A 23,395-nucleotide genomic window follows, 5' to 3' on the forward strand; every position below is an offset into this window, starting at 1 on the left:
TCGGACCGCTATTTCGTCCGCACGATTCGGCTGACGCCATTGTCGAACTCGACCACTATCCGCGAGATGTCGCCGGGGTGTTCGGGATCGAACCACACCACGACTTCGGTATCGATCGCGATCGGCTGGATCGGAACCTGGTAGGCGGTCGGGGTGAGCCAGCGCTCGGTGCCGTTGTCATCGGTGAATCGGACGGTCAAGTTGGCGATCTTCGGGTTGGGTGTGGCCGGAAAATCCTCCAGCCCAGTGGAAGTCACCACGCCGCGGGTGCGGGTGCCCCGCTCACGTACGTCTGCCGCGATGGTGCGGCGGCGCATCCGGTGCAGCCGGGCGAACACCGCCAATGCCAGCAACAGGACGGCGCAGGCCAGCAACCCGGTACCCAGCCGATGAGCTAGTCGCGTACCGCCCGGGTCGGACAGCACGAGGCCGGACACCGCCGATACGGCGAACAGGTACTCCACCGGGCCGACGGTGCGCGCGAAACCGGCCATCGCCGTACGGGTTCGCCACGCGCTCACCACGATCAGGCCGATCATCAGCACCCACAGGGCCGGGATCATCGCGGCGAGCCAGATCGGTTCGGGTCCGATGCGCGGGGCGGAGTAGGCCAGCAGGCCACCGGCGAGCATGCCCGCGGCCAGGAAGATCGCCTGCTTCGCGAGCGATGGGCCGGTGCGCGCGCCACGCCGCTCGGCGAGAGACCGGGGCGGGACTGTGCTCATCGATCGAGATTAGCCGACCGGCCGGTTCACCGGTTTCGCCATGACAGTCCCGCCCGTGGGGGCAGTGGTCAGCGGGTGAGGATCACCAACTGCCGGGTGGCCCTGGTCATCGCGACATAGCGGTCGACCGCGCCTTCGATGCCGCGGCCGAAGCGCTCCGGATCGATGAGTACGACCAGATCGAATTCCAGGCCCTTGGCCAGTTCCGGGGTGAGCGAACGGACCCTGGCGGTGCTCTCGAACGCCGGATCGCCTATGACACAGGCGATTCCCTCCTCGTGTTCGGTGAGCCAGGCGTGCAGGATCGCGTCCAGATCCGTGGTCACGCCGTGCACGACCGGCAGACCGCTGCTGCGAATCGAGGTGGGGACGTTCGCGTCGGGCAGTGCGGCGCGAATGACCGGGGCGGCCTCGGCCATCACCTCCTCCGGGGTGCGGTAGTTGATGCTCAAGGGCGACACGGTGATTCGGTCGAGGCCGACGCGCTCCAGGCGTTCCTGCCAGGTCTCGGTGAAGCCGTGGCGAGCCTGGGCGCGATCTCCGACGATGGTGAAACTGCGAGACGGGCAGCGCTGCAACAGCATCTGCCATTCGGCATCGGTCAACTCCTGCGCCTCGTCCACCACGATGTGGGCGAAGGGGCCCGCCAGCACATCCGGATCGGTGGTGGGCAGGGCGCTGCCGTCGACCAGATTGTCCTTGAGGTCCTGCTGGCGCAGCATGGTCATCAGGCCTTCGCCGTCATCGTGGACGGCGGAGGCGATCAGATCGCCGATGACATCGTCCATGCGCGCCCGCTCCGCCGCGACGGTCGCCGTGTACTGGCGTTTGCGGCGGGCCGCGTCCGGATCGCCGAGGCGCTGGCGGGCGGCATCGAGCAGCGGCAGGTCGGAGATGGTCCAGTGTTTGGCGTCCGCGCGCTGGAGCGTGCGCACCTCCTCGGCGGTGAGCCAGGGCGCGCATTTACGCAGGTACGCGGGCACGGACCAGAGGTCGCCGACCAGATCGGCGGCCTCGATGATGGTCCAGGAGTTATTGAGGGCGGTGCGCAGTTCGCGGTTGCGCCACAATGACTCTCGCAGTGCACTCGCCGGGATGTCATCGTCGTGTTTATCTTTCAGGATCGCGCACAGCACGTCCCAGATCTGTTCGTGCGCTTCATTGTGCGGGGTGCCGGGTTCGGGGGCCTCGAACGCTTCGGCCCAATCGTCGGCGCTGAGCCGGACATCGGCCCAGTCGGTCGAGACCGTCATGCCCTTGGCGGGCGGCTGCTCGTAGAACTTGACGGCGGCGTCGATGGCACGCACCAGATCCGCGGAAGACTTCAGGCGCGCGACCTCCGGATCCGATTCCACCGCAGCGGTTTCGCCCTCGGTGACAAGGTCACGCAGCGTGCAGGACTGCACGCCTTCCTCACCCAGGTTCGGCAGGATATCAGCGACATAGGACAGGTACGGCCGGGAAGGTCCGACGAACAGCACACCACCCCGGCGATGTTGCAGGCGCGGATCGGCATACAGCAGATAGGCCGAACGATGCAGGGCGACAACGGTTTTACCGGTGCCGGGGCCGCCGTCGACCACCAGTGCGCCGCGCGAGCCCGCGCGAATGATGGCGTCCTGATCGGCCTGGATGGTGCCCAGCACATCGCGCATGCGCGCCGAGCGGTTGCTGCCGAGGCTGGCGATGAACGCGGATTGATCGTCGAGGGTGGCGTTGTTCTCCAGGCCGTCGGCGGTGAAGACCTCATCCCAGTAGTCGCTGATGCGGCCCAGGGTCCAGCGGTAGCGGCGACGCCGGGTCAGGCCCATCGGGCGGCCGTGGGTGGCGGCGAAGAACGGTTCGGCGGCGGGGGAACGCCAGTCGACCAGCAGGCGCTCACCGGTGCTGTCGGTCAGGCTGAGTCGGCCGACGTAGACGGGTTCGGGATCGCCCTCGCGGACGAAATGGCCGAGGCACAGGTCCAGACCGAAACGGCTCAGGCCGCGCAGGCGGCCGGTGAGCTGGCGAACCTCCTGATCGCGTTCGACCGCCTCCTGGCCCAATGAGACGGGGGCCTTGCGGATGGTGTCGAGACGGTTGGTCAGGTCGGTGATCGATTGTTCGAGACTCTGGGCGATGGCGGCGAAATGCCGCCGGTCATCGGCGATCAATGCCGGGTCGGCCTTGGCGGCGAGACGCTCGGGCAGGTTGAACGCATCGACGGTCAGCGGATTCGTATCGGTCGCACCCATTCACAACTCCTCATATCCGCAGGTTCTGGCTTCGAGGAGCGATTCTGCGGCATCACCCGGGTCTTGCGGCAAGCCCCCGGGTGCGATATAAGTTGAGAGTGGGAAGGAGTTGTTCTCCTTCCTATTTCTATTTCCCCGCTGATTCAGACTTGCTTTCGGCGTGCTCTTTGAGGGCTCGCAGCGTCTCCGGGATGCCGTGCAGGGCGTGATTGTCCCGAGTTTGACCCAGGGGTCCGGACCAGCGCAAGAGTCGGTTGAACGCCGACGTGTAGGACCAATCGCGGTATTCGGTGACGAGTGTGCCGCCGGGATCGGGTGCGAGCCGGTAGCCCCAGCGCGGTCCGACGATATGCACCTGGAACTCGAAGTGCGTGCGCGGTTCGGCGACGGTGATCTCGCACGGGGTTGCCCACATCACCGGGCCGATGCGGTTCAGGCCGACGAACCATGAGCCGACCCGCGGACCCGAACCGCGTAGGTAACGACCCCGACGGTTCTCCGAACTCCATCGGCCCATGCCGGTGATATCGGTGACCAGGTCCCAAAGCTGTTGTGCCGGTGCGTCGATGACGATCGACATCGCATCGGTCATGCCGTGTTCGGTGCGGGTGCGCAGCACGCCTTCCGGCGGCCGTAGAAATCGCTGAACCGTTGCTAGTGTCTCGCCGGACATAGCCACCCCTTGCTGTCTGGGACAACTTTCAGGCTAGACCCGAATCCCATACGCGCGCAATGCCACTCATCATGACGTGCCATCCAACGTCCCCGCGCCCGCCGCTATGCTCTCCGCCATGGGGAGAAATTCCGCAATATGCACTGTTTTCGCCGCCACCATGATCGTCGCGGGTTGTGACAACGTCAGTGGTCTGGACACCGACCCGCCGAAACCGGCCGCTCCGGCAACGAGCACCGCGACCGCGGCGACGACTCCCCCGTCGACTCCCGCGCCCGCGGCGACCACGGTGGCCCCGGCCGGCGCGCTGCTGCCCTGCCCCGACAAGGATTCGGGCAAACCGCTGCCGGACTGCACCCTGCAATCCACCGACTCGGCCGATCTCGGGTTCGTCGTGCGGCGCACCGGAACAGGCGAGAACGGCACCCTGACCATCGCGATCACCACCGCCAATGGCACTGTCGCGCAGACGATCACCGAGAAGGGCGTGGACGCCGCCCGCTCCCGCCCCGAACTGATCGACACCGACGCCGACGGCCGCGAAGAACTCATCCTCCCCCTCGCCACCACCCCGTCCGGCACCCGCTACGCCGTCTACCACGCCACCGGCACCGCCACCGAGTTCACCCGCAGCGGCGAATTCACCGGCACCGCAATCGATTACTCCCCCGACGGCTTCACCGTCACCTCGGCGGACCTCCCCGCGAACAAGGGCCGCACCCACACCTTCTGGACCTACGAATCCGACAAACTCGTCCCCGCTGCCACCGTAGAAGTCCACACCACCCCCAAGGAATGCGTCCTGTCCACCCCCACCACCCTCTCCCTGACCCCCTACGCCACCAATTCCGCCGCCCGCACCCACTTCTGCGCCCAACCCGCCGCCGCCAACTGATCTGCCACCATGGCTGAGTGGCCGAACTCCTGGTACTGATCAACGGGCTGCCCGGCTCCGGTAAAACCACCCTGGGCGGCCCGCTCGCCACGGCCCTGCACGCTCACTTCCTCTCCAAAGACGCGGCCAAGGAAGCTTTTTCAGCCCACATGGCCGATCATTCGATCCTGGGCGGCACCGCCATGACCGCGGTCTGGGCTCTGGCTCGCGCCATCCCCGGCACCGTCGTCATCGACTCCTGGTGGTTCAAACCCCGAGACCTGGCCTTCGCCCGCGCGGGCATCGAGCAATCCGGGGCAACCCATGCGGTTGAAGTCTGGTGCGATATCCCACCCGACCTCGCGAGAAGGCGCTACGAAAACCGCTGCCGCCCAGCGTTCTATCAGGACGCCGAACGTCTCGCCCAGGACTGGGACGTCTGGGCCGCTCGGGCGACACCGCTGGGGCTGACCCCAACTCTGTTCGTAAACACGGCAATTCCCGTGAACCACACCTTCCTCGCCGAGCGAATCCGGGCCGCAGCTGCTCGGTGACCTGAACTGGCAGGATGGTGGTGTGCCTTACGATCTCGATAAACGGCTGGTCATCGGCGTGGCGTCCAGCGCTCTGTTCGATTTGCGGGAGGCCGATGCGGTCTTTCGAGAAAAAGGCGAGGCCGCCTATCGGAGATTTCAGGAAGCGCATCTCGAGGACCCGCTGCGGACGGGTGTGGCCTTTCCTTTCCTCAAGCGACTGCTACAGCTGAACAGCCTTTCGCCGGTGGGAGATCCACTGGTCGAGGTCGTCATCATGTCGCGCAATGATCCGGACACCGGGTTGCGGGTGATGCGGTCGATCGCCCATCACGGGCTGGATATCACGCGGGCCATCTTCCGGGCAGGTAGATCGCCCTACGAGTTCATACCGGCGCTGAATATCGCACTGTATCTGTCCGCGGATGACGCCGCGGTGCGGTCGGCCGTCGATGCCGGATATCCCGCGGGGCGAGTTCTGGAGTCGGCGTCCGAGGACGACGATCGCGACGAGTTGAGAATCGCCTTCGATTTCGATGGCGTCCTTACCGACGATGCCGCCGAGCAGGTGTTTCAGCAGTCGGGTGATATCAGCGCCTTTCACGCGAGCGAATCGCAGCAAATGACCGAGACCCACCCCGAAGGGCCGTTGCTCCCGCTACTGCGGGCACTGTCCCGGATCCAGCAGGCCGAGCGAGATCGTTGCGAGACGGATTCCGAATACCGCAGAAGGCTTTTCGTATCCATCGTGACGGCGCGGAACGCTCCGTCACACGAGCGAGTTGTCAATAGCCTCAAGGCTTGGCAGGTGAATGTCGATGATGCGTTCTTCCTCGGTGGGATCGAGAAGGGTCGAATCATGAAGGTGCTCAAGCCGCACATCTTCTTCGACGATCAGACCACCCATCTCTTGGGAACGTCTCGATACGCGCCGTCGGTGCATGTTCCTTTCGGAGCCTTGAACCGGGAGATCATCAAGCAGCCGTGACGCAGTTGCCCGCCGCGTCCGCGCTTCGCCGCGATCGCGTGCGACCGCCGCGAAGCGTTGGGCCGCGGCTATTTGGCGGGGGTGAAGGGGGTGTTGATGGTGGTGAAGTATTGGGCGGCGGCGAGGATGGCTACCGGGGCGGTGATGAAGAGTTGGCCTACCAGGGTGCCCAGGAAGCCGATTACCGACAGGCCCGCGATGCAGCCGACTATGGCGCCGGGGAGGGCGCCGAACATGGCGGAGAGAGCGCCGGTGAGGGCCGCGCCGGTGGCGCCGCCGATGAGGCAGCCGATGGCGGCACCGGCGATGCCGCCCACCGCGGTGCCGATGGTGGCGCCCGCGCTGATGGTGGAGGCGAGGCGGTTCCAGGCGGCCTGTTCGCGTTCGTATTCGGTCTTCCAGGGGGCCTGGTTCTCGTACGGGAGAGCCACGGGCTGATAGGTGGCGTGGTCGAGGTCGAAGCGAGGGGTGAGGGTGGCGCGGTGGTCGGCGATTTCGGCGGTGATCGGGAAGGTGAAATCGTCTACGCGGAAGGACAATTCGGTGCCACCCAGGACCGTGCCGTCGGTAGCCTTGATCTTGAAGACGCCGTTGTCGGCGGTCATGGTGCCCGCGTCGGTGCGGATGACGGTGGCGGTTTCGGTATTGGTGGCGGTGAAGTTGACGGGGGTGGCGGGGTCGGCCTGGGCGGTCGCGGACGCGTCCAGGACCGCCAGGGTGGTGGCCAGTACCGTCACGGTGGCGGCGAGGGTTCTCATCGGTGGCTTTCTGCTGCGGAATCTGAGGACCCGATTACCGTGGCCGAGACTCGGGGTCACCCGGCGGTGAGGTAGCAACTGCTTTCGGGCGATCGTCGTTCTCTATCGCCGGGGTCGGCGGTGCCGCGGCACATCGAGACTGAGCGCATGGCTCGAGTACAGATCGACGCGGTGTCGAAAGAATTCGGTGCGCACCAAGCGGTGCGGGAGGTGACCCTCGATATCGCGGACGGCGAATTCCTGGTGCTGCTGGGCCCCAGTGGATGCGGCAAGTCCACCCTGCTGCGATTGCTCGCCGGACTCGAATCCCCCACCGCCGGAAGGATTCTGCTCGACGAACGCGATATCACCGAGATGTCACCGCAGCGCCGCGATCTGGCCATGGTGTTCCAGAGCTACGCCCTGTACCCGCATCTGACGGCGGCCGGGAATATCGGCTTTCCGCTCAAATCCCGGCGCGAAACCAAGGCGCGGATCACCCAGCGCGTCGAGGAAGTGGCGGCGGTGCTCGAACTCGGCGCACTGCTCGATCGCCGCCCGGCCGCGCTCTCGGGCGGGCAACGCCAGCGAGTCGCGCTGGCCCGGGCCATGGTTCGCGATCCCGGCGCGTTCCTGATGGATGAGCCGCTCTCGAACCTCGATGCCGCGCTGCGCAGCGCCACCCGCGCGGAATTGATCGCCCTGCATCAGCGCTTGGGCGCGACGTTCGTCTATGTCACCCACGATCAGGTCGAGGCCATGACCATGGCCTCCCGTATCGCGCTGATGAACGCCGGGCGCATCGAACAGGTCGGCACCCCCGAAGAGCTCTACGACCGCCCGCGCTCCACCTTCGTCGCCGGTTTCCTCGGTTCACCTCCGATGAATCTGTTTCCCGCCGAGGCGATCTCGCGCGACGGCGAACTACACGTGCAGGCCGAGGGCATCACCGCCCCGCTGGGCCTGGCGGCCGACACCCACGCCGGTGTCACCGCCGTCACCGCGGGCATCCGTCCCGAACGCCTGCGCATCGATCCCACCGGCCGCATCCACGGCCGCGTCCGCATGGTCGAGAACCTCGGCAGCGAGGAACTCGTGCACCTCGACATCGGCGCGCACAGCCTGTGCGCCCGGCTCCCCCGCCCCGCCGGAGTACGCCGCGGCGATCAACTCACCCTGCGCGCCGATCCGGCCGATATCCATCTCTTCCACCCCGATTCCGGGCTGCGCCTGCGCTGGCAGTCCGACACCCACGCGTCACCGGCCGCCGTGCCGGTGTCCTGACATCGCTCAGCACATATCGAGGAGAACCATCGTGAAACGCACTCTGCCCCGGCTGGGCCTGATGTGCGCCGCCGCCGTCACGCTCAGCGCGTGCGGGCTGGGCGGCAGCACCTCCGGCGAATCGACCACCGCGCAGATCCCGGAATTGCGCTCCGATCAACAGGTTTCGATCGTCTTCGAGTCCTACAACTACGGGCTCGCCGGGCCGTGGACCGACACCTTCAACACCCTCATCACCGATTTCGGCCGTAGATTCCCGAATATCAAGGTGACCGCGCAGAAGCCGCAGGGCAACAGCCCCAACCCGGCCAGCGACACCATCTCCAGCATTCAGAATCAGCTGGTCGCCGGTTCACCGCCGGATGTGGCCCAATTGGGTTTCAGCGACCTGGATTTCACCGTGCACCAATTGCAGGCCAAGCCCCTGGACGTGCTGGTCGGCAAGGATGAGGTGAAGAACAACTTCGAGGGCACCCTGCCGTTCGCCCCGCGCGCCCGCACCCTCGACGATTGGGACGGGCACACCTACGGCGTCCCGTTCGTGTTCTCCACCCCGGTGCTCTACTACAACGCGAACCTGTTCGCCCAGGCCGGACTCGACGCGAGCAAGCCGCCGACCACCTGGGCCGAGGTCGGCGACGCGGCCCGCGCCATCGCCACCCGCACCGGTCAGGGCGGTGCGTACATCGACTGCCTGACCAAGAGCGCCAAGGACTGGTGCTTCCAATCCATGGTGCGCTCCAACGGCGGTCGCGTGGTCTCCGAGGACCGGCGCACGCTCGGTTTCGCCGATGACGCCGCGGTCCAGGTCACCAAGATGGCACAGGATCTGGTGAACACCGGCGCGATGCCCAAGCTGAACCAGAAGCAGGGGTACGAGGCGTTCGCGCGCGGCGAGGTCGGCATGATCCTGGAAACCAGCGCCATCCAGGGCACCTTCGTCGCCGGCGCCAAGGACAAGTGGGATCTGCGCTCGGCGGCCATGCCGCGCTTCGGCGATAAGCCTGTCGTCCCCACCAATTCCGGTGCGGGCCTGCATATTCTGTCCTCGGATCCGGCCAAGCAGCGCGCCGCGTGGGAACTGATCAAATTCCTCACCAGCGCCTCGGCCTACACCACCATCTCGCAGAACATCGGGTACCTGCCGCTGCGTACAGGCCTGCTGGACAAGAACAACGCCCTCTACGACTGGGCGCAGAAGAATCCGCTGCTGGCCCCGAATGTCGCGCAATTGGCGGCGATGGAACCGTGGGTGTCGCTGCCGGGCAATAACTATCTGCAGATCCGCGACGGCATGATGGATGCCGTCGAATCGATTGTCTTCCAGGGCAAGGATCCGCAGTCCACGCTCGCCGCCGCCCGCACCGAGGGCGCCAAACTGCTGCCCGCCTCATGAGCGATCTCACCGTAATCCAGATCTCCGACACCCATATTCGCGCCGCGGGCGACCCGATCCACAACGGGGTGGACAGTCACGCCAATCTCGTCCGCGTGCTGGATCGGCTGCGCGCGGCGGGCGGGCGCGTCGACGCGCTCGTACTGTCCGGTGATCTCACCGATATCGGGGACGCGGCGGCCTACCGCCGCCTGCGCGAGACGCTCGAACCGGCCGCGGCCGAACTGGGCGCGCAGATCGTCTATGTCATGGGCAATCACGATGAACGCGGGGCGTTCGGCACCGAACTGCTGGGCCTGACGCTCTCCCCGGACCGACCGCACGACTATGTGCGCGAGGTGGCGGGCCTGCGCGTCATCGCCCTGGACAGCACCATCCCGGGCCGCCACGACGGCCGCCTGGAACCCTCCCAATTGCAGTGGCTGGCAGACGAACTCAGGACTCCCGCCCCGCGCGGGACCCTGCTGGCCGTGCACCATCCGCCGCTGCGCTCGGCCCTGGCCGCCGCCCGCATTCTCAAACTGCACAACACCGATGACCTCGCCGATGTGGTCGCGGGCACCGATGTGCGGATGATCGTCAGCGGCCATCACCACCTGACCAGTGCGGGTTCGCTCGCGGGGATTCCGGTGTGGATCGGACCGGCGGTGGCCTATCGCATCGACGCCATGGCCGCCGCCGGACGCCAGCAGGCCACCGACGGTTTCGGGTTCACCCGCATCGATGTCATCGGCGCCGCCTTCGTGGCCACGGCGGTCGAAGTCACCGCGGCCACACAGCTTTACGATCGCGACGAGGCGGCCGAGCTGGCCCGCCTGGCCGTCCTGACCCCGGACCATCGGTGAGCTCGTGTTCGTAATCGATACCCGCGCCGAGACCGGTCCGGTCGACCCCTGCGGCACGGCGGGGAGCCTCGAATCCAGTGCAATGGAGCATGATTCGATGCCTGCCGGGTCGCCGGACCGCGGCGAGGGCGGTGGCGTCGGCGGGCGACCGTCGACGCCACCGGTGCGGCAGCGGCTGCGGCGGCGCATCGGTCGCACGATGGTGCCGTACCTCTACCTCGCCCCGGCGCTGATTCTGCTCGTGGTGTGGACCTATCGGCCGCTGGTGCAGGCGGTGCAGCTGTCCACGTACTCGTGGAACCTGCTGCCGACCGCGCCGATGAAGCCGGTGGGCACCGCGAATTACGAACGGCTGGTGGAGCTTCCGGCCTTCTGGGATTCGGTCGGGCGTACCGGGGTGATGATTCTGGGGCTGCTGCCGTTCACGGTCGTGCTGCCGGTGCTGCTGACCTTCGCGGGCAGGCGCATCGGCAGGCGATCGCGGGCGGTGTACCAGGCCATGGTGTTCGCGCCGTTCCTGGTCGCCCCCGTTGCCGCCGCGGCGGTATGGCGGTGGCTGCTGCATCCGGGCAGCGGATTCGTGGATCGCATGCTCGGATCGGACCGCAACTGGGTATATGACTCGGCGACAGCGCATCTGGTGATCATCGGCATCACCGGATGGCAGCTGCTCGGGTTCGCGCAATTGGTGGTCTCGGCGGGTGTGGCGGCGATCAGCGGCGATTACGAGGAAGCCGCGCGGGTCGACGGCGCGAGCAGCGGGCAGATCCGGCGCTGGATCACGCTGCCGCTGCTCTCGCCCACGCTGGTCTTCCTGGTGCTGACCACGGTGCTGCTGAGCCCCACGCTCACCTTCCCGCTGATCGATTCCATGACCCAGGGCGGGCCCGCGCAATCCACCACGAATATCTACTACCTGTTGTGGGAGTACGCCTTCCACAGCTTCGACGCCGGGCTCAGCGCCGCGGCGGGTGTGCTGCTGTTCGTCGGCTTCGCCGCCGTCGCCGGGTTACTGGTGTGGCTCTCGGAAAAGGTGACCTTCCATGATGATTGACCGAATCCAGCGGGTCGGCGGGCATCTGCTGCTGGGTACGACGGCGCTGGTGTGCGCGTTCCCGATCTACTGGTTGTTCGCCACCAGCCTGCGCCGCCCGCAGGATGTGTCCTCGCTGGCCCCGCTGCCGTGGCCGCTGTCCACGGCCAGCTACGCCGATGCCGTGGACAAGGTGGATCTGCCTCGGCTGCTGTGGAATACGTTCCTGATGGCGGCGGGTTCGGCGGCCGGGCAGTTGCTGATCGCGTTGCTGGCCTCGTACGCGTTCGCCATGTACACCTTCCCGTTCCAGCGGCTGCTGTACCTGGCGTTCGTGGGCACCTGGCTGGTGCCGTTCCAGGTGTCGATGCTGCCGAACTACCTGCTGCTCAGCAGGTTGGGGCTATTGGACACGCTGGTCGGGACGGTGCTGCCGACGCTGTGCTCGGCGCTGGCGATTCTGCTGCTGCGCCAGCATATGGCCGCGTTCCCGAAGGAATTGGTGGCCGCCGCGCGGGTGGACGGCCGCTCGTCCTGGTCCATTCTGTGGACCGTGGTGGTGCCCAATCTGCGGCCCGCGCTGGCGGCGCTGGGCATTCTGCTGTTCATCAATGCCTGGAACGAGTACTTCTGGCCCGCGATCGTACTGCGTCGCTCCAACTCCGTTGTGCAGCTGGGGCTTCGGAGCTTCATGGGCACCGAGGGCGAGCAGTGGGGTCCGCTCATGGCGGTGGCCGGTGCGGCGTGTCTGCCGGTGCTGCTGCTGTACCTGGTGCTCCAGCGTCAGATCGTGGATGGATTCGTGCGCTCGGGATTGAAGTGAGTCAGGCCGGAATCTGGGCGGGCTCGGGGGCTTCCAGACAATCCAGGAACAGTGAGACCGCCGGATTGTCCTCCTCGGCCCGCCACACCGCGTACAGATCCAGCGTCGGCACCGGGTCGACCAGTTTCACCGCCACCGAGCTACTGCCGGGCGTACCCATGCCCATGGAGATCGCGCGCGGCAGTGAGGCGAATCCGATCATCGGGCGCACCGACACCATATGCGCGGTCGCGCCGGGATCATCGGCGTAATGCCCGACGGTCAGGCTGATTCGGGTCTGCGCGGCCGCGCGAAAGATCACGTCGTACATGGCCGGACATTGTTCGCGCGCGAACAGCACGCATTCCTGCCCGGCCAATTCGGCGAACGGCACCCCGGCACGCTCGGCCCAGCGATGCCCGCGACCCACCACCGCCACCAGCGGAACCCGGTGCAGCATACGGCGATACCGGAATTCGGCGGTGCTGGGATGGCCGTATACCAGCGCGACATCGAGGGTGCCGTCGGAGAGCCCGTCCAATTGCGGTCCGGTGCGCTTCTCCCACAGCGAGACCGCGATATCGGGGTGCCGTTCGGTCATACGCACCAGCGCGTCGGGCAGTACGTGACGGCTCGCGGGGACGTTGTAGCCGACGTTCACCGTTCCGGTGCGTCCCTCGGCGGTGGCGCGCGCGGCACGGGCGGCGCGCTCGACCTGGGCCACGATCTGCCTCGCCTGGATCTCGAATTCGCGCCCGGCGGCGGTGAGGCGAACCTCGTGCGAATTGCGGGCTACCAGTTGCGCTCCCACCGATTTCTCCAGTTTGCGCAATTGTGCGCTGAGACTGGGTTGGGTGATGTGCAGGCGCAGCGCGGCCCGGCCGAAATGCAATTCCTCGGCCAGCGCGATGAACGACACCAGATGTCGCAGCTCCATGACGGCGACTCCTTCCCTCTCGGGGGTCACGCTAGCCCCGGCGGATAACCGCCGATGAATCCGATCCGCACATCGGTGGCCGATCCCATTGCGGGCGGGTGAACGCTGCGGTTCGGATGCGCGTGCGGCAACCGGAACGCCTGTCGCACGGCAAACTTCGGGCCGTTCCGTGATGTAAAGCTTTCCTTGACAAGGCGATTCGCGTAAAGGCAGCATTTACATATGAACGATCCGCAGCACCGGGACCCCGCCGACGAACGCGCGGTCCTGGCGAAACTCCTGTCCACCAATGCCGCCTTCCTGGCCGAGGTCCTGCACCCCGCCGAAGGTGCGCCCACCCCTTCGGTCATGGCCGCCCTGCGCGCGGCCCGCTCCCTCGACAGCGTCGTCGACGATGTGCTGCGCTCACTGGTGCAGCAGGCCCGCGACGAGGGCCGCACCTGGGCCGAGATCGGCGAGGTCTTCGGCACCTCGCGCCAGGCCGCCTTCCAGCGCTTCGGCACCGGCGGTATGCCCATACCTCCGATTCCGCCCGCACCGCCCTTCCCGAAGATGCCGGATATGCCGCCCATGCCTGAGATGCCGAAAGTGCCGCCCATGCCGCATATTCCGGGCTGGCCGCCCACCCCGCCGACGCATCAGCACCCCGGTCCCTGACCGCCCCGCGCCCCGGGTTTCCCATGATGAGCACCGCCGACCCGGTCCCGCGCCCGGCCACCCACCGCCGACTGCTGGCCGCCGCCCGCTGCCGATTCGCCGAGGACCGCTTGGCCGACGCCGTGACCGCGGGGATCGACCAGGTGATCCTGCTCGGCCCCGCACTGGACACCTTCGCCCGCCACAACCCCTATCCCGGACTCCGCGTATTCGAGGTGAGACCCGATCTCGCCACGGGGACAACCGCTTTCGTCCCGCCGGGCGCTCTCGTTCCACCGGATCTCGAGTTCGGTTTCCCGGCAGCGGATTTCGATCGACTGGCACCGGTCTTCATAGTCGGATTGGGAACTCGGTCGCGATCGGGCGAGTTCGCGCCCTGCGATATCGCGGCACTCGACCGGACCGTCGCCGGCCTGGGCAACGTCGCGACAGGGTCCGAGGTCATTCTCGACTACCTTCCCGGCGGCTATCGGGCTGTCTCCCGGCTGCTGTGCGACACGGGGTTCGAGGTGCTGGAGGATCTCGGCGCGGCGGCGCTAGCCTGCCGCTATCTCGATCGTCCGATCGAGCCGGGGCATTCGGGCGAACCTCGTGTGATTCGGGCACGGGTCCGCAATAATTCTGGACGCCCGCTCAGTTCGCTTGTCATCGCCTGAGGAGATCCATGCGCCAGCACACCCGCCGCCATGCGCTCGCCACCCTGGCAGCCGTCGCGACCGCACTGGTGGCGGCACCGGCGCGGGCGAACCCGGCGGGCGTTCCGGACATGGGTGACGGGTTCTACTGGGGTGTGGCCTCGGCCGGATTCCAGTGCGAAGGGCATGCGCCGGACAGCAATTGGCTGCGGTACGCCACCACGCACGCCGACTACGACCGGTACGGGGACAGCGTCGATTTCTATACGCGCTATGCCTCCGATATCGCGCTGGCCCGGGGCCTCGGGGTGAACGTGTACCGGATCAGCGTCGAATGGGCGCGGGTACAACCGCACCCCGGGGTGTGGGACGAGGCCGGATTCGCGTTCTACGACAGGGTGATCGCCGCGATTCGCGCGGCCGGGATGCGGCCGATGCTCACCCTCGATCACTGGGTGTATCCGGGCTGGGCGGCCGATCGCGGCGGCTGGGCCAATCCGGGCATGGTCGATGACTGGCTGACCAATATGCGCAAGGTGGTGGATCGGTACGCGAGCGCGGATCCGCTGTGGGTCACCATCAACGAGCCTGCCGCCTACATGATGAACGAGGTCCGCAATGGCGGACTGCCGGCCACCGACATCCCCGTCATGCAGGATCGACTCGCCCTGGCGCACAACAGCATCTACGACCACATCCACGCCGTGCGGCCGGGTGCGATGGTCACCAGCAATGTCGCCTACATTCCGGCGGTCGATCCGGCGGTGAACGGGGCGATGCTCGACAAGATCGGGGCCAAGCTCGATTTCGTCGGGATCGACTACTACTACGGCATGTCGCCGGAGGTGGCGGCGCAGTTCACCGCGTACGCGCAGTCGGCGCTGTGGAGCCTGCCGTTGCAGGCCGACGGCATTTACTACACGCTGCGCCACTTCGCGCGACTGTTCCCGGGCAAACCGCTCTACATCATCGAGAACGGCATGCCCACCGAGAACGGGTTGCCGCGATCGGACGGGTACACGCGCGCGGATGACCTGCGCGACACCATGTATTGGATACAGCGCGCCAAGGCCGACGGCATGAACATCATGGGCTACAACTACTGGAGCCTGACCGACAACTACGAATGGGGTTCCTACACACCCCGTTTCGGGCTCTACACCGTCGACGTGCTGACCGATCCCACCCTCACCCGACGTCCCACCGATGCGGTGGACGCCTACCGGCTGATCACCCGCGACGGCGGTGTCGGATCCAGCTATCGGCCGACGCGCGCGCCCGCGGCGTGCTCGCTGGTCGACGCGCTCGACAGCTGTACGGACCCGGTGACGCTGCCGCGCTGACCGGTATCCGGGTGCCGCCTCGCAGTAACACGAGTCACATCCGCATCATGCGACACGCAAGCCGTGAGCGAATTTTCAGCTATCCGCCGGTTAGGCTCCGAATCGGGACATTCCGACCAGGTGTCCCGGAGGAGGAGCTCCGATGCGCACACGGCTGCACCGTCTCGTCCTGGCGGGGGTCGCTACCGCCTCGACACTGTTGCCGGTGGCCGCGGTGGGATCCGCGACACCGCCCGCACCGACGGCCGCCGCGCACGGATCGCTCGGGGAGAACTTCATGTGGGGCGTGGCCGCATCCGGCTTCCAGTCCGAAGGCCATGCGCCGGACAGCAATTGGGAACGGTACATCCAGAACAACCCCGATTGGGACCGGTACCGCAACTCCATCGACTTCCGCTCCCGATACCCCAATGACATCGCCCTCGCGGCCGGTCTGGGTGTGAAGGTCTTCCGCATCGGCATCGAATGGGCGCGCCTGCAACCCACCCCGGACACCTGGGACGAGAACGGCTTCGCCTTCTACGACTCGGTCATCGACACCATTCTCGAGAACGGCATGCAACCCATGCTGACCCTGGATCACTGGGTGTACCCGGGGTGGGCGCTCGATCGCGGCGGCTGGAACAACCCGGGCATGGTGCAGGACTGGCTCACCAATATGCGCAAGGTGGTGGACCGGTACGCCTCCCGAAATCCGGTGTGGGTCACCGTCAATGAGCCCGTCGCGTACATCATGCACGAGGTGCGGCAGAACGACACCGTCGCCGATCACATGCTCGACGAGGTCGCCCAGGCGCATAACGAGATCTACGACTACATCCACCAGGTGCAGCGCGGGGCGCTGGTGACCAGCAATGTCGGCTATGTCGCGGGCGCGGAGAACAAGGTCAACGGCCCGCTCATGGAGCGCATCGGCGCCAAACTCGATTTCATCGGCGTCGACTACTACTTCGGCTACGAGCCGCCGTCCAACTCGGTGTCCCAGCCCGACGGTTCGGCCGCCGCACCCAAGGGCATGTGGGAACTACCGGTGCGGCCCGAGGGCATCTACTATGCGCTGCAACACTATTCGGAGAAGTTCCCCGGCAAGCCGCTGTGGGTGGTGGAGAACGGGATGCCCACCGAGGACGGTAAACCGCGCGCGGACGGGTACACCCGCTCCGATCACCTGCGCGACACCGTGTACTGGTTGCAGCGCGCCAAGGCCGACGGCATGAACGTGGTGGGCTACAACTATTGGAGCCTGACCGACAATTACGAATGGAGTTCGTACACACCGCGTTTCGGGCTCTTCACGGTGGACGCGAAATCCGATCCGAATCTGAAGCGCACACCCACCGACGCGGTGGACTCCTACCGCCGCATCGTCGCCTCGAACGGGGTGCCCTCCACCTACGTTCCGGTGCGGCTGCCCTCGGACTGCGGCCTGGTCGATCCCCCGGCCAGTTGCGATGATCCGGTCACGGTCCCGTAGGTCAGTCCTCGAGTTCGCGCACCGCGCGCTCGATCTCGGCCGCCAGGGTCGCCCCGCCCACCTCGCGTGCGGCGGCCCGATAGCGGTCCTGGAAGCGAATCAGGTCCGGGCGCACCCCTTCTCCGCCGTAGCTGGTGCCGACCGCGTCCCGGAACGCGCGCACCATCTCATCGGCCAGATCGGCGATGCGGGTGCGGATCAGCGTGCGCAGGGTGCCCGAGAGCGAGATATCGGTGCCTACGTCGTAGAGGACCAGCGCGCCGGTGAGCATGGCGGGCTCGGGAATTCGCCAGCGCTGCCCGTGCGGCTGCACATAGCCCGCGCTCACCAGCTCCTCGAGAATTTCCGGGCGGCGATCGCCGAGCACCTCGCTGAGTTGATCGTCATCGATGACCGATCCCGGCTCGGTATCGGGATTGCGGGGGTCGAACAGCTCGCGCCAGTCCCCGTCGGCGGGCACCTCGGCGTCGAGGACCTCGCGGATCGCATCGAGTCGGAGCCCGCGCGCCTGCATGGCCGCAATCGCCTGCAACCGTTCCAGATGATCATCGCCGTAGACCGCTTCCTTGCCCGCCCGGCCGGGTTTGGGCAGCACGCCGAGCGAGTGGTAGTAGCGGATGGTGCGTGCGGGCACCCCGCTGAGTTCGGCGAGCTGGGAGCGGCTGTATCGATCCACGCGATCAGCATAGAGTCCGCAACCCGCCTACGTTGACAGTGGAAACTGTCCGCGTTAGCGTAACCGCCGCCACACTGTCGACGACGACAAGGGAGTTTGCGATGAACCGACGCGAGACCGATTTCGATGTACTCATCGTCGGATCCGGATTCGGCGGCAGCGTCACCGCGCTGCGCCTGACCGAAAAGGGTTATCGCGTCGGGGTATTGGAAGCCGGTCAGCGTTATGCCGATGACGAGCTCCCCGATACCAGCTGGGATCTGCGCAAATTCCTGTGGGCGCCCAAGCTCGGCTGCTACGGCATCCAGCGCATTCATCCGCTGCGCGATGTGCTGATTCTCGCGGGCGCGGGCGTCGGCGGTGGGTCGCTGAACTACGCGAACACCCTGTATGTGCCGCCGACACCGTTCTTCGAGGACGCGCAGTGGCGCGATATCACCGACTGGCGCGCGGAACTGCTGCCGTACTACGAGCAGGCCAAGAAGATGCTCGGGGTGGTGCAGAACCCGCATATGACTCCGGCCGATGAGGTGTTCAAACAGGTCGCCGAGGATATGGGTGTGGGTCACACCTTCGTGCAGACCCCCGTCGGCGTGTTCTTCGGCGAAGCGGGCAAGAAGGTCGCCGATCCGTACTTCGGCGGTGCCGGGCCCGAGCGCACCGGCTGCATCGAATGCGGTGAGTGCATGACCGGGTGCCGCCACAACGCCAAGAACACCCTGGTGAAGAACTACCTATATCTCGCGGAAAAGGCCGGGGCACAGGTGGTTCCGATGACCACGGTGTCCGCGTTGCGCCCGCTGCCCGATGGCACCTGGGATGTGGACACCGTGCGCACCGGCAGCTGGTTCCGCAAACAACCCAAGACCTATACCGCCGCGCACGTGGTGCTGGCCGCCGGTACCCGGGGCACGCAGAAGCTGCTGTTCGCCATGCGCGACAAGGGCACCCTGCCGAACCTGTCCGATCGCCTGGGTGTGCTGACCCGCACCAATTCCGAGTCCATCGTCGGCGCGGCGACGCGCAAGGTGAATCCGGATCGCGATTTCACCCGCGGCGTTGCCATCACCTCCTCGATCCATCCCACGCCCGACACCCATATCGAACCGGTGCGCTACGGCAAGGGCTCCAATTCGATGGGTCTGCTGCAAACCCTCATGGTCGACGGCGGCGGGCGCATGCCGCGCTGGCTGCGGTTCCTGTGGACGGTGATTCTGCATCCGCTGACCCTGTTGCAGTTCATGTCGGTGAAGGACTGGAGTGAGCGCACCGTCATCTCCCTGGTGATGCAGAACCTCGACAACTCGATCACCACGTTCACCAAGCGTGGACTGTTCGGGCGCACGCTGAGCTCCAAACAGGGCCACGGCGAACCGAATCCGACCTGGATCCCGGCGGGCAACGAGGTCACCCGCGCGGTCGCGGACAAGATCGGCGGCGTCGCGGGCGGCTCCTGGGGTGAGGTGTTCAATATCCCGCTGACCGCGCACTTCCTGGGTGGCGCGGTGATCGGCGCGGATGCGAGCAGCGGTGTCATCGACCCGTACCACCGGGTGTACGGCTATCCGACACTGAGCGTGGTGGACGGTGCGGCGGTCTCGGCGAACCTGGGCGTGAACCCGTCGCTGACCATCACCGCGCAGGCCGAGCGCGCGGCCGCCATGTGGCCGAACAAGGGTGAGGTCGACACCCGGCCCGAGCCCGGCACCGGATATCAGCGCATCGCGCCGGTGACCCCGAAGCAGCCGGTGGTCCCGGCCTCGGCTCCGGCCGCGCTGGTGCTGCCGATCGTGGAGATCCGCTCCGGTTCCTCCGAATCGGCCTGATTTTCGCCCGCTTTTCGCGACGCCCCGATCCCATCTCGGTATCGGGGCTTCTATCTGCGGAGATGCTCCCTGTATTCTCGAAGTGTGGGTTACGAGTGGCTGCTCTCGGCAGCGATGAACCTCAGCGGCGGTCTCACCACCGATGAGGTGCTCCGGGCACTAGCCGACGCGAAACACCGCTGGGTGCAATCGGTCTTCACCAAAACCGGCGCGCCCGGCCTGTCCGTGTGGACTCGTACCGCCACCGGGAAGCCCATCCTGGTGGTGTTGCGCCCACTCGGCGGTTTCGATCACCAGATCGTCTTCGCCGCACCGATGACACCGCACCAGGTGACCGCTTTCGAGGAATGGGAGGCGAACCAATGAGCAAGCGCAACAATGAGTTCCGCGACCTGGCCGAAGCAGAGGATCTCGCCGCGGCCGCCGCTGCGGGCGAGTTGATCTACGGCGCGAGCGTGGACGCCGACGACGTACTCCCCCCGCCCGCCAAAGTCCCCGACAGCGCCGAGGACACCCTCGTGGTCACCACGGTCCGCCTCACCGTCCGTCAGCGCCGCCGCGCCGAGGAAATCGCCCGCAAACGCGGCACCGACCTCACCGCCCTCATCCGCGCCTGGGTCGACGAAGGCATAGCCGAGGACAGCGACGACTACAACGTCTCCGCCGCCGAGGTCAAACGCCTCCTCGCAGGCCTGCGCCGCATCGCCTGACAGCGCGGCCCCGCATCGACAGACAGCGCTGCCCCCGGATCGTCCGATAGTGCGGTGCCCGGATCGCCCGCGCACCGATCGCGATCTCACGCGGTGCGAAACGCGCTCGGCGCGGTTCCGGTCTCACGCTGGAACATGACCGAGAACGCGGCCGGAGTGTCATAGCCCAGCGCCATGGCCACCGAAGTGACCGTGGCCCCGCCCATCAGCGCGTGCATGGCATGCGCGACGCACACCCGCTGCCGCCACTGCTGAAAGGTCAGCCCGGTCTCGGCACGGAACCGCCGATTGAATGTCCTGGTGCTGACCCGCATTCGCCCCGCCCAGTCATCGGGCGCGGATCGAATGGTCGGGGCGTGCTGAAACCCGTCACACAATTCCCGCAGCTCAGCCGATACCGGCAGCGGAATCTCGAACGGCACCGGCGTCAGCGTCCGCAACTCATACAGAATCAGATCACTCAGCGTCCCGTCCCGACCGCGAATGGTGTACTCGGGCACCATATCCACCGCCGCGAAGATCAATTCGCGCAACATCGCCGACACCTCGACCACCTGACAGCGCGCCGGAAACCACGGCACCGCAGCGGGTTCCAGATACAGGCTGCGGGTGCTGACCCCCTCCATCAGGACCTGATGATCGATCCCGGGCGGAATCAGCACCGCACGCCCGGTCGGCACGGTCCACGCGCCGTGCGCGGTATCGACCCGCATGATGCCGGTCGCGGCGTACAGCACCTGGGCGCGCCGATGCCGATGAGCAGGCAGCAGATGCCGTGCGGGGTAGTCGGTGCCGATGGCCAGGATGGCGCGGGCGATCGAATCGACTTCGGCCACCGGCACATTCCGCACGCCCGCCACCCTAGCCGGTGTCGGATTCTCGAAAGATATTGGCGATCCTTCGAATGTGCGTCACCACGTCGCGGACATACGGTGCGAGGGTGTCGACAATCTTGATCTTGCTGCTGGCCGGGTGCGTGACCGGGGCGACCACCGTGCTGTTCGGATTCGGCGGCGGATTCGTCACCGTCCCGGTCGTTTACGCGGTATCGGCCGCCACCTCCACCGCGGCGGCCATGCACGTGGCGGTCGCGACCTCGACGGCGGTCATGATCGTGAACGCCGCGATCGCGACGCTGGCACACGCCCGCTCGGGACTGCTGCGCCGCGAATATCTCTGTCCGCTGGCCGGTTTCATCGCGGTCGGCGCGGTTCTGGGGGTGCTGGCCGCGGGCCTGGTGCCGGATCGGACGTTGCGGCTGCTGTTCGTGGCGTATCTGGTGGTCGCGATCGCCGATATCTCGCTGCGGCGCGGATTTCTCATCCGGGAGGCTCGAACCGATATCCACCCCGCGCCCTTCGGCAGGGCGGCATCGGTATTCGGCGGTATCGGAATCGGTGCGGTCGCGGCATTTCTCGGTGTGGGCGGCAGTGTTCTGACGGTTCCGCTGTTGCGGCGGCGCGGGCTGGCGATGGCCGAGGCCACCGCGCTGGCGAATCCGCTCAGTGTGCCGGTCGCGGTTGTCGGCACCGCGCTGTATTCCCTTGCCGCGCCCGGCGGATCGCGCGCCGGGTTGTTCGGGCAGGTCGATGTCGTGGCGGCGGTGACGTTGTTGGCGGGGTCACTGCCGGCCATTGCGGCTACCAAGCGGTCGCTCGTCAAGATTCCTGATCGTGCGCATGCGATCGGCTACCCGCTGTTGCTGACCGTCGTGCTGATCGCCATGAGTGCGACCGTCATCGGTTGATTCGGTCAGCGGGCGTGGATGTGGGCTATGCCCATCGGGGAGGTCGGGGGTGGGACGTCGCCCGCGGGGGCGCGGAATTCCTGGAGGGCGGGCAGCACGTCGATGTGCCGGGCCGCGTAGCAGCGGACCTGTGGGAGGGCGTAACCCACTTCGGTGCGTTCGAGCGGTTCGGCGTCGATGTAGCCGACCTGATCGAGATTCACGCCCAGGGTTTGGGCGATGCGGGTGATGGCGGCGGATTTCTTGCCCCAGCCGACCTCGATCGCGGCGAAGCGGTCGTGCAGGCCGTGTTTGCGTAGTTGCGCGACCGTCCAGGCGAGTTCGCCGCGGCTGGCGACGGCATGCATGACGCCGCGTTCGCGCAGGATGCGCAGGGCGCGCACCGCCTCGGCGCGCAGCGCGCCATCGGTGGAATCGCAGACCACACCGTCCCACAGGGAGTTGTCCACCTCCCACACAAGACATTTCACCGTCGGTGTGTTCATCGTGCCCCTACAGTCGTCCCAGCCTCAGCCACATCCGGTTCCCATGTGCAGGGCGGCCCCCACTTTCGAGAACCGCCCGGCCGTGACATCGTAGGGTCCGTCTGGGCCAATACACCAGCGCTGGCAAATCCGGGACGATGTCGCCGAGGCGCCGGTGCGGTCGGCGTGAACATCCGATGATGGGTGTTGACGTGGCCCGATGCGATCGCGAGTAAGGGAAAGGGGCGTGGCCGATGCGGCACCGCTGGAAGCTCACGGGTGGCCTGCTCGCGCTCGCGGTCTCGCTGAGTGGTTGCGGGGCGGCCGAGGAATCCTCGCCCGTGATCGTCGGATCGCTCAGCACCACCGTCCCGATCCCGGCCGCCGCACCGCCGCCGGCCGCCACCGGGCGTCCCATCGCGGACCCGACGGTGTCCCAACCCGCCGTGGACCTGTACGCCGAACAGAATCTGATCGACCGCACCGAATGGACCGATGCGGTCGACGGCCGCCGCCTGCTGGTGTATCCCACCGACGCCGGACGCAAGGACACCTTCCCGACCGCGGGCGAGCGCGCCTGGCAGGAAGTGCTGACCGACTCCCCCGATGCCGACACACCCGGTATGCGTGATCAATTCATCTGCCACTGGGAGTGGGCGCGCGTGGTCGCGCCGAATAAGCCGAGCTGGAATCTGGAGCCGTGGCGGCCCGCCGTCGGCTATCAGGCCACGGTGAACGCGATGTGCAATCCGGGCGGCCCCGAACGCTGACGCGTCCTTCGCGGCGGTAACGAGAATATTCG

At 66.8% G+C, this 23,395-nt stretch carries 25 protein-coding genes; 17 read left to right on the forward strand and 8 right to left on the reverse strand.

Features of this window, described 5'->3' with window-relative positions:
- Positions 1 to 8: 8 nt before the first annotated feature.
- The 3 genes from ACFVUS_RS05190 to ACFVUS_RS05200 form a co-directional block, all read right to left on the reverse strand.
- Positions 9 to 725 (reverse strand): hypothetical protein, encoded by a 717-nt coding sequence (locus tag ACFVUS_RS05190; protein WP_387761888.1) that lies wholly within the window; start codon positions 723 to 725, stop codon positions 9 to 11.
- Between the two features lie 68 nt (positions 726 to 793).
- Positions 794 to 2,959: an RNA polymerase recycling motor ATPase HelR gene (gene helR, locus ACFVUS_RS05195; RefSeq protein WP_387761889.1), complete on the reverse strand. Its 2,166-nt coding sequence runs from the start codon at positions 2,957 to 2,959 to the stop codon at positions 794 to 796.
- A gap of 127 nt (positions 2,960 to 3,086) precedes the next feature.
- On the reverse strand, positions 3,087 to 3,632 hold the full coding sequence (locus tag ACFVUS_RS05200) for an SRPBCC family protein (RefSeq protein WP_387761890.1): 546 nt from the start codon (positions 3,630 to 3,632) through the stop codon (positions 3,087 to 3,089).
- A gap of 118 nt (positions 3,633 to 3,750) precedes the next feature.
- Between ACFVUS_RS05200 and ACFVUS_RS05205 the strand changes: the two genes are divergently transcribed.
- The 3 genes from ACFVUS_RS05205 to ACFVUS_RS05215 are packed head-to-tail and all read left to right on the forward strand — an operon-like array spanning position 3,751 to position 6,027.
- Positions 3,751 to 4,527 (forward strand): hypothetical protein, encoded by a 777-nt coding sequence (locus ACFVUS_RS05205; protein WP_387761891.1) that lies wholly within the window; start codon positions 3,751 to 3,753, stop codon positions 4,525 to 4,527.
- Positions 4,528 to 4,544: 17 nt separating this feature from the next.
- Positions 4,545 to 5,060, forward strand: coding sequence for an AAA family ATPase (locus ACFVUS_RS05210; protein WP_387761892.1), 516 nt, complete (start codon positions 4,545 to 4,547; stop codon positions 5,058 to 5,060).
- A 22-nt stretch (positions 5,061 to 5,082) separates the two neighbouring features.
- Entirely contained in the window at positions 5,083 to 6,027 is a 945-nt protein-coding gene (locus ACFVUS_RS05215; RefSeq protein WP_387761893.1) for a 5'-nucleotidase, read from the forward strand.
- A gap of 68 nt (positions 6,028 to 6,095) precedes the next feature.
- Here the strand turns inward: ACFVUS_RS05215 and ACFVUS_RS05220 are convergent, their stop codons facing one another.
- On the reverse strand, positions 6,096 to 6,785 hold the full coding sequence (locus ACFVUS_RS05220; RefSeq protein WP_387761894.1) for a hypothetical protein: 690 nt from the start codon (positions 6,783 to 6,785) through the stop codon (positions 6,096 to 6,098).
- Between the two features lie 147 nt (positions 6,786 to 6,932).
- Here ACFVUS_RS05220 and ACFVUS_RS05225 point away from each other — a divergent pair, with 147 nt between their 5' ends.
- From ACFVUS_RS05225 to ACFVUS_RS05245, 5 genes are all read left to right on the forward strand, one after another.
- Positions 6,933 to 8,048 carry an ABC transporter ATP-binding protein gene (locus ACFVUS_RS05225; protein WP_387761895.1) on the forward strand — a complete coding sequence of 372 codons (1,116 nt, stop codon included), beginning with the start codon at positions 6,933 to 6,935 and terminating at the stop codon, positions 8,046 to 8,048.
- Between the two features lie 31 nt (positions 8,049 to 8,079).
- A complete protein-coding gene (locus ACFVUS_RS05230; protein WP_387761896.1) occupies positions 8,080 to 9,444 on the forward strand; it encodes an ABC transporter substrate-binding protein in 1,365 nt (454 codons plus the stop codon).
- Positions 9,441 to 10,289: a metallophosphoesterase gene (locus tag ACFVUS_RS05235; protein ID WP_387761897.1), complete on the forward strand. Its 849-nt coding sequence runs from the start codon at positions 9,441 to 9,443 to the stop codon at positions 10,287 to 10,289. The genes ACFVUS_RS05230 and ACFVUS_RS05235 overlap by 4 nt, the downstream gene beginning before the upstream one ends.
- 97 nt (positions 10,290 to 10,386) lie before the next feature.
- Positions 10,387 to 11,343 (forward strand): carbohydrate ABC transporter permease, encoded by a 957-nt coding sequence (locus ACFVUS_RS05240; protein ID WP_387761898.1) that lies wholly within the window; start codon positions 10,387 to 10,389, stop codon positions 11,341 to 11,343.
- Positions 11,333 to 12,145, forward strand: coding sequence for a carbohydrate ABC transporter permease (locus tag ACFVUS_RS05245; RefSeq protein ID WP_387761899.1), 813 nt, complete (start codon positions 11,333 to 11,335; stop codon positions 12,143 to 12,145). Before ACFVUS_RS05240 ends, ACFVUS_RS05245 begins: the two co-directional genes overlap by 11 nt.
- Position 12,146: 1 nt before the next feature.
- On the opposite strand, the gene ACFVUS_RS05250 is transcribed toward ACFVUS_RS05245, so the two are convergent.
- On the reverse strand, positions 12,147 to 13,061 hold the full coding sequence (locus ACFVUS_RS05250) for a LysR family transcriptional regulator (protein WP_387761900.1): 915 nt from the start codon (positions 13,059 to 13,061) through the stop codon (positions 12,147 to 12,149).
- Between the two features lie 222 nt (positions 13,062 to 13,283).
- Here ACFVUS_RS05250 and ACFVUS_RS05255 point away from each other — a divergent pair, with 222 nt between their 5' ends.
- The 4 genes from ACFVUS_RS05255 to ACFVUS_RS05270 all read left to right on the forward strand — a co-directional run bounded on the left by ACFVUS_RS05255 (position 13,284) and on the right by ACFVUS_RS05270 (position 17,170).
- Complete coding sequence (locus ACFVUS_RS05255) at positions 13,284 to 13,718, forward strand: hypothetical protein (protein ID WP_387761901.1); 435 nt, start codon at positions 13,284 to 13,286, stop codon at positions 13,716 to 13,718.
- Between the two features lie 26 nt (positions 13,719 to 13,744).
- Complete coding sequence (locus ACFVUS_RS05260) at positions 13,745 to 14,374, forward strand: class I SAM-dependent methyltransferase (protein WP_387761903.1); 630 nt, start codon at positions 13,745 to 13,747, stop codon at positions 14,372 to 14,374.
- 8 nt (positions 14,375 to 14,382) lie between these two features.
- A complete protein-coding gene (locus ACFVUS_RS05265; RefSeq protein ID WP_387761904.1) occupies positions 14,383 to 15,696 on the forward strand; it encodes a family 1 glycosylhydrolase in 1,314 nt (437 codons plus the stop codon).
- Between the two features lie 142 nt (positions 15,697 to 15,838).
- The gene (locus tag ACFVUS_RS05270) at positions 15,839 to 17,170 is read left to right on the forward strand and encodes a family 1 glycosylhydrolase (protein WP_387761905.1); all 1,332 of its coding nucleotides are present in this window, start codon (positions 15,839 to 15,841) and stop codon (positions 17,168 to 17,170) included.
- Position 17,171: 1 nt separating this feature from the next.
- Here the strand turns inward: ACFVUS_RS05270 and ACFVUS_RS05275 are convergent, their stop codons facing one another.
- Positions 17,172 to 17,846: a MerR family transcriptional regulator gene (locus tag ACFVUS_RS05275; protein WP_387761906.1), complete on the reverse strand. Its 675-nt coding sequence runs from the start codon at positions 17,844 to 17,846 to the stop codon at positions 17,172 to 17,174.
- Between the two features lie 101 nt (positions 17,847 to 17,947).
- Between ACFVUS_RS05275 and ACFVUS_RS05280 the strand changes: the two genes are divergently transcribed.
- The 3 genes from ACFVUS_RS05280 to ACFVUS_RS05290 all read left to right on the forward strand — a co-directional run bounded on the left by ACFVUS_RS05280 (position 17,948) and on the right by ACFVUS_RS05290 (position 20,382).
- Positions 17,948 to 19,672: a GMC oxidoreductase gene (locus ACFVUS_RS05280; protein WP_387761907.1), complete on the forward strand. Its 1,725-nt coding sequence runs from the start codon at positions 17,948 to 17,950 to the stop codon at positions 19,670 to 19,672.
- A gap of 84 nt (positions 19,673 to 19,756) precedes the next feature.
- Positions 19,757 to 20,038: a hypothetical protein gene (locus tag ACFVUS_RS05285; RefSeq protein ID WP_387761908.1), complete on the forward strand. Its 282-nt coding sequence runs from the start codon at positions 19,757 to 19,759 to the stop codon at positions 20,036 to 20,038.
- Positions 20,035 to 20,382, forward strand: coding sequence for a regulator (locus ACFVUS_RS05290; RefSeq protein ID WP_375952269.1), 348 nt, complete (start codon positions 20,035 to 20,037; stop codon positions 20,380 to 20,382). Before ACFVUS_RS05285 ends, ACFVUS_RS05290 begins: the two co-directional genes overlap by 4 nt.
- A gap of 86 nt (positions 20,383 to 20,468) precedes the next feature.
- Here ACFVUS_RS05290 and ACFVUS_RS05295 read toward each other — a convergent pair whose 3' ends face one another.
- Positions 20,469 to 21,233: an AraC family transcriptional regulator gene (locus ACFVUS_RS05295; protein ID WP_387761909.1), complete on the reverse strand. Its 765-nt coding sequence runs from the start codon at positions 21,231 to 21,233 to the stop codon at positions 20,469 to 20,471.
- Between the two features lie 89 nt (positions 21,234 to 21,322).
- On the opposite strand from ACFVUS_RS05295, the gene ACFVUS_RS05300 reads away from it, so the two are divergent.
- Positions 21,323 to 22,129, forward strand: a complete 807-nt coding sequence (locus ACFVUS_RS05300; RefSeq protein ID WP_387761910.1) for a sulfite exporter TauE/SafE family protein — start codon at positions 21,323 to 21,325, stop codon at positions 22,127 to 22,129.
- 5 nt (positions 22,130 to 22,134) lie between these two features.
- On the opposite strand, the gene ACFVUS_RS05305 is transcribed toward ACFVUS_RS05300, so the two are convergent.
- The gene (locus ACFVUS_RS05305) at positions 22,135 to 22,578 is read right to left on the reverse strand and encodes a hypothetical protein (RefSeq protein WP_387761912.1); all 444 of its coding nucleotides are present in this window, start codon (positions 22,576 to 22,578) and stop codon (positions 22,135 to 22,137) included.
- A 269-nt stretch (positions 22,579 to 22,847) separates the two neighbouring features.
- On the opposite strand from ACFVUS_RS05305, the gene ACFVUS_RS05310 reads away from it, so the two are divergent.
- Complete coding sequence (locus ACFVUS_RS05310; protein WP_387761913.1) at positions 22,848 to 23,363, forward strand: DUF2599 domain-containing protein; 516 nt, start codon at positions 22,848 to 22,850, stop codon at positions 23,361 to 23,363.
- The last annotated feature ends 32 nt before the right edge of the window (positions 23,364 to 23,395 follow it).

Source organism: Nocardia sp. NPDC058058 (assembly GCF_042885355.1).
GTDB lineage: Bacteria > Actinomycetota > Actinomycetes > Mycobacteriales > Mycobacteriaceae > Nocardia.

What these genes read in the sequence shown, in the direction of transcription:
- ACFVUS_RS05255 (WP_387761901.1), top strand. Translation starts at nt 13,284, where the DNA reads ATGAACGATCCGCAGCACCGGGACCCCGCCGACGAACGCGCGGTCCTG.
- ACFVUS_RS05190 (WP_387761888.1), bottom strand. Translation starts at nt 725, where the DNA reads ATGAGCACAGTCCCGCCCCGGTCTCTCGCCGAGCGGCGTGGCGCGCGC.
- ACFVUS_RS05205 (WP_387761891.1), top strand. Translation starts at nt 3,751, where the DNA reads ATGGGGAGAAATTCCGCAATATGCACTGTTTTCGCCGCCACCATGATC.
- ACFVUS_RS05225 (WP_387761895.1), top strand. Translation starts at nt 6,933, where the DNA reads ATGGCTCGAGTACAGATCGACGCGGTGTCGAAAGAATTCGGTGCGCAC.
- ACFVUS_RS05265 (WP_387761904.1), top strand. Translation starts at nt 14,383, where the DNA reads ATGCGCCAGCACACCCGCCGCCATGCGCTCGCCACCCTGGCAGCCGTC.
- ACFVUS_RS05250 (WP_387761900.1), bottom strand. Translation starts at nt 13,061, where the DNA reads ATGGAGCTGCGACATCTGGTGTCGTTCATCGCGCTGGCCGAGGAATTG.
- ACFVUS_RS05240 (WP_387761898.1), top strand. Translation starts at nt 10,387, where the DNA reads ATGCCTGCCGGGTCGCCGGACCGCGGCGAGGGCGGTGGCGTCGGCGGG.
- helR (WP_387761889.1), bottom strand. Translation starts at nt 2,959, where the DNA reads ATGGGTGCGACCGATACGAATCCGCTGACCGTCGATGCGTTCAACCTG.
- ACFVUS_RS05270 (WP_387761905.1), top strand. Translation starts at nt 15,839, where the DNA reads ATGCGCACACGGCTGCACCGTCTCGTCCTGGCGGGGGTCGCTACCGCC.
- ACFVUS_RS05280 (WP_387761907.1), top strand. Translation starts at nt 17,948, where the DNA reads ATGAACCGACGCGAGACCGATTTCGATGTACTCATCGTCGGATCCGGA.
- ACFVUS_RS05220 (WP_387761894.1), bottom strand. Translation starts at nt 6,785, where the DNA reads ATGAGAACCCTCGCCGCCACCGTGACGGTACTGGCCACCACCCTGGCG.
- ACFVUS_RS05290 (WP_375952269.1), top strand. Translation starts at nt 20,035, where the DNA reads ATGAGCAAGCGCAACAATGAGTTCCGCGACCTGGCCGAAGCAGAGGAT.
- ACFVUS_RS05310 (WP_387761913.1), top strand. Translation starts at nt 22,848, where the DNA reads ATGCGGCACCGCTGGAAGCTCACGGGTGGCCTGCTCGCGCTCGCGGTC.
- ACFVUS_RS05260 (WP_387761903.1), top strand. Translation starts at nt 13,745, where the DNA reads ATGAGCACCGCCGACCCGGTCCCGCGCCCGGCCACCCACCGCCGACTG.
- ACFVUS_RS05245 (WP_387761899.1), top strand. Translation starts at nt 11,333, where the DNA reads ATGATGATTGACCGAATCCAGCGGGTCGGCGGGCATCTGCTGCTGGGT.
- ACFVUS_RS05200 (WP_387761890.1), bottom strand. Translation starts at nt 3,632, where the DNA reads ATGTCCGGCGAGACACTAGCAACGGTTCAGCGATTTCTACGGCCGCCG.
- ACFVUS_RS05235 (WP_387761897.1), top strand. Translation starts at nt 9,441, where the DNA reads ATGAGCGATCTCACCGTAATCCAGATCTCCGACACCCATATTCGCGCC.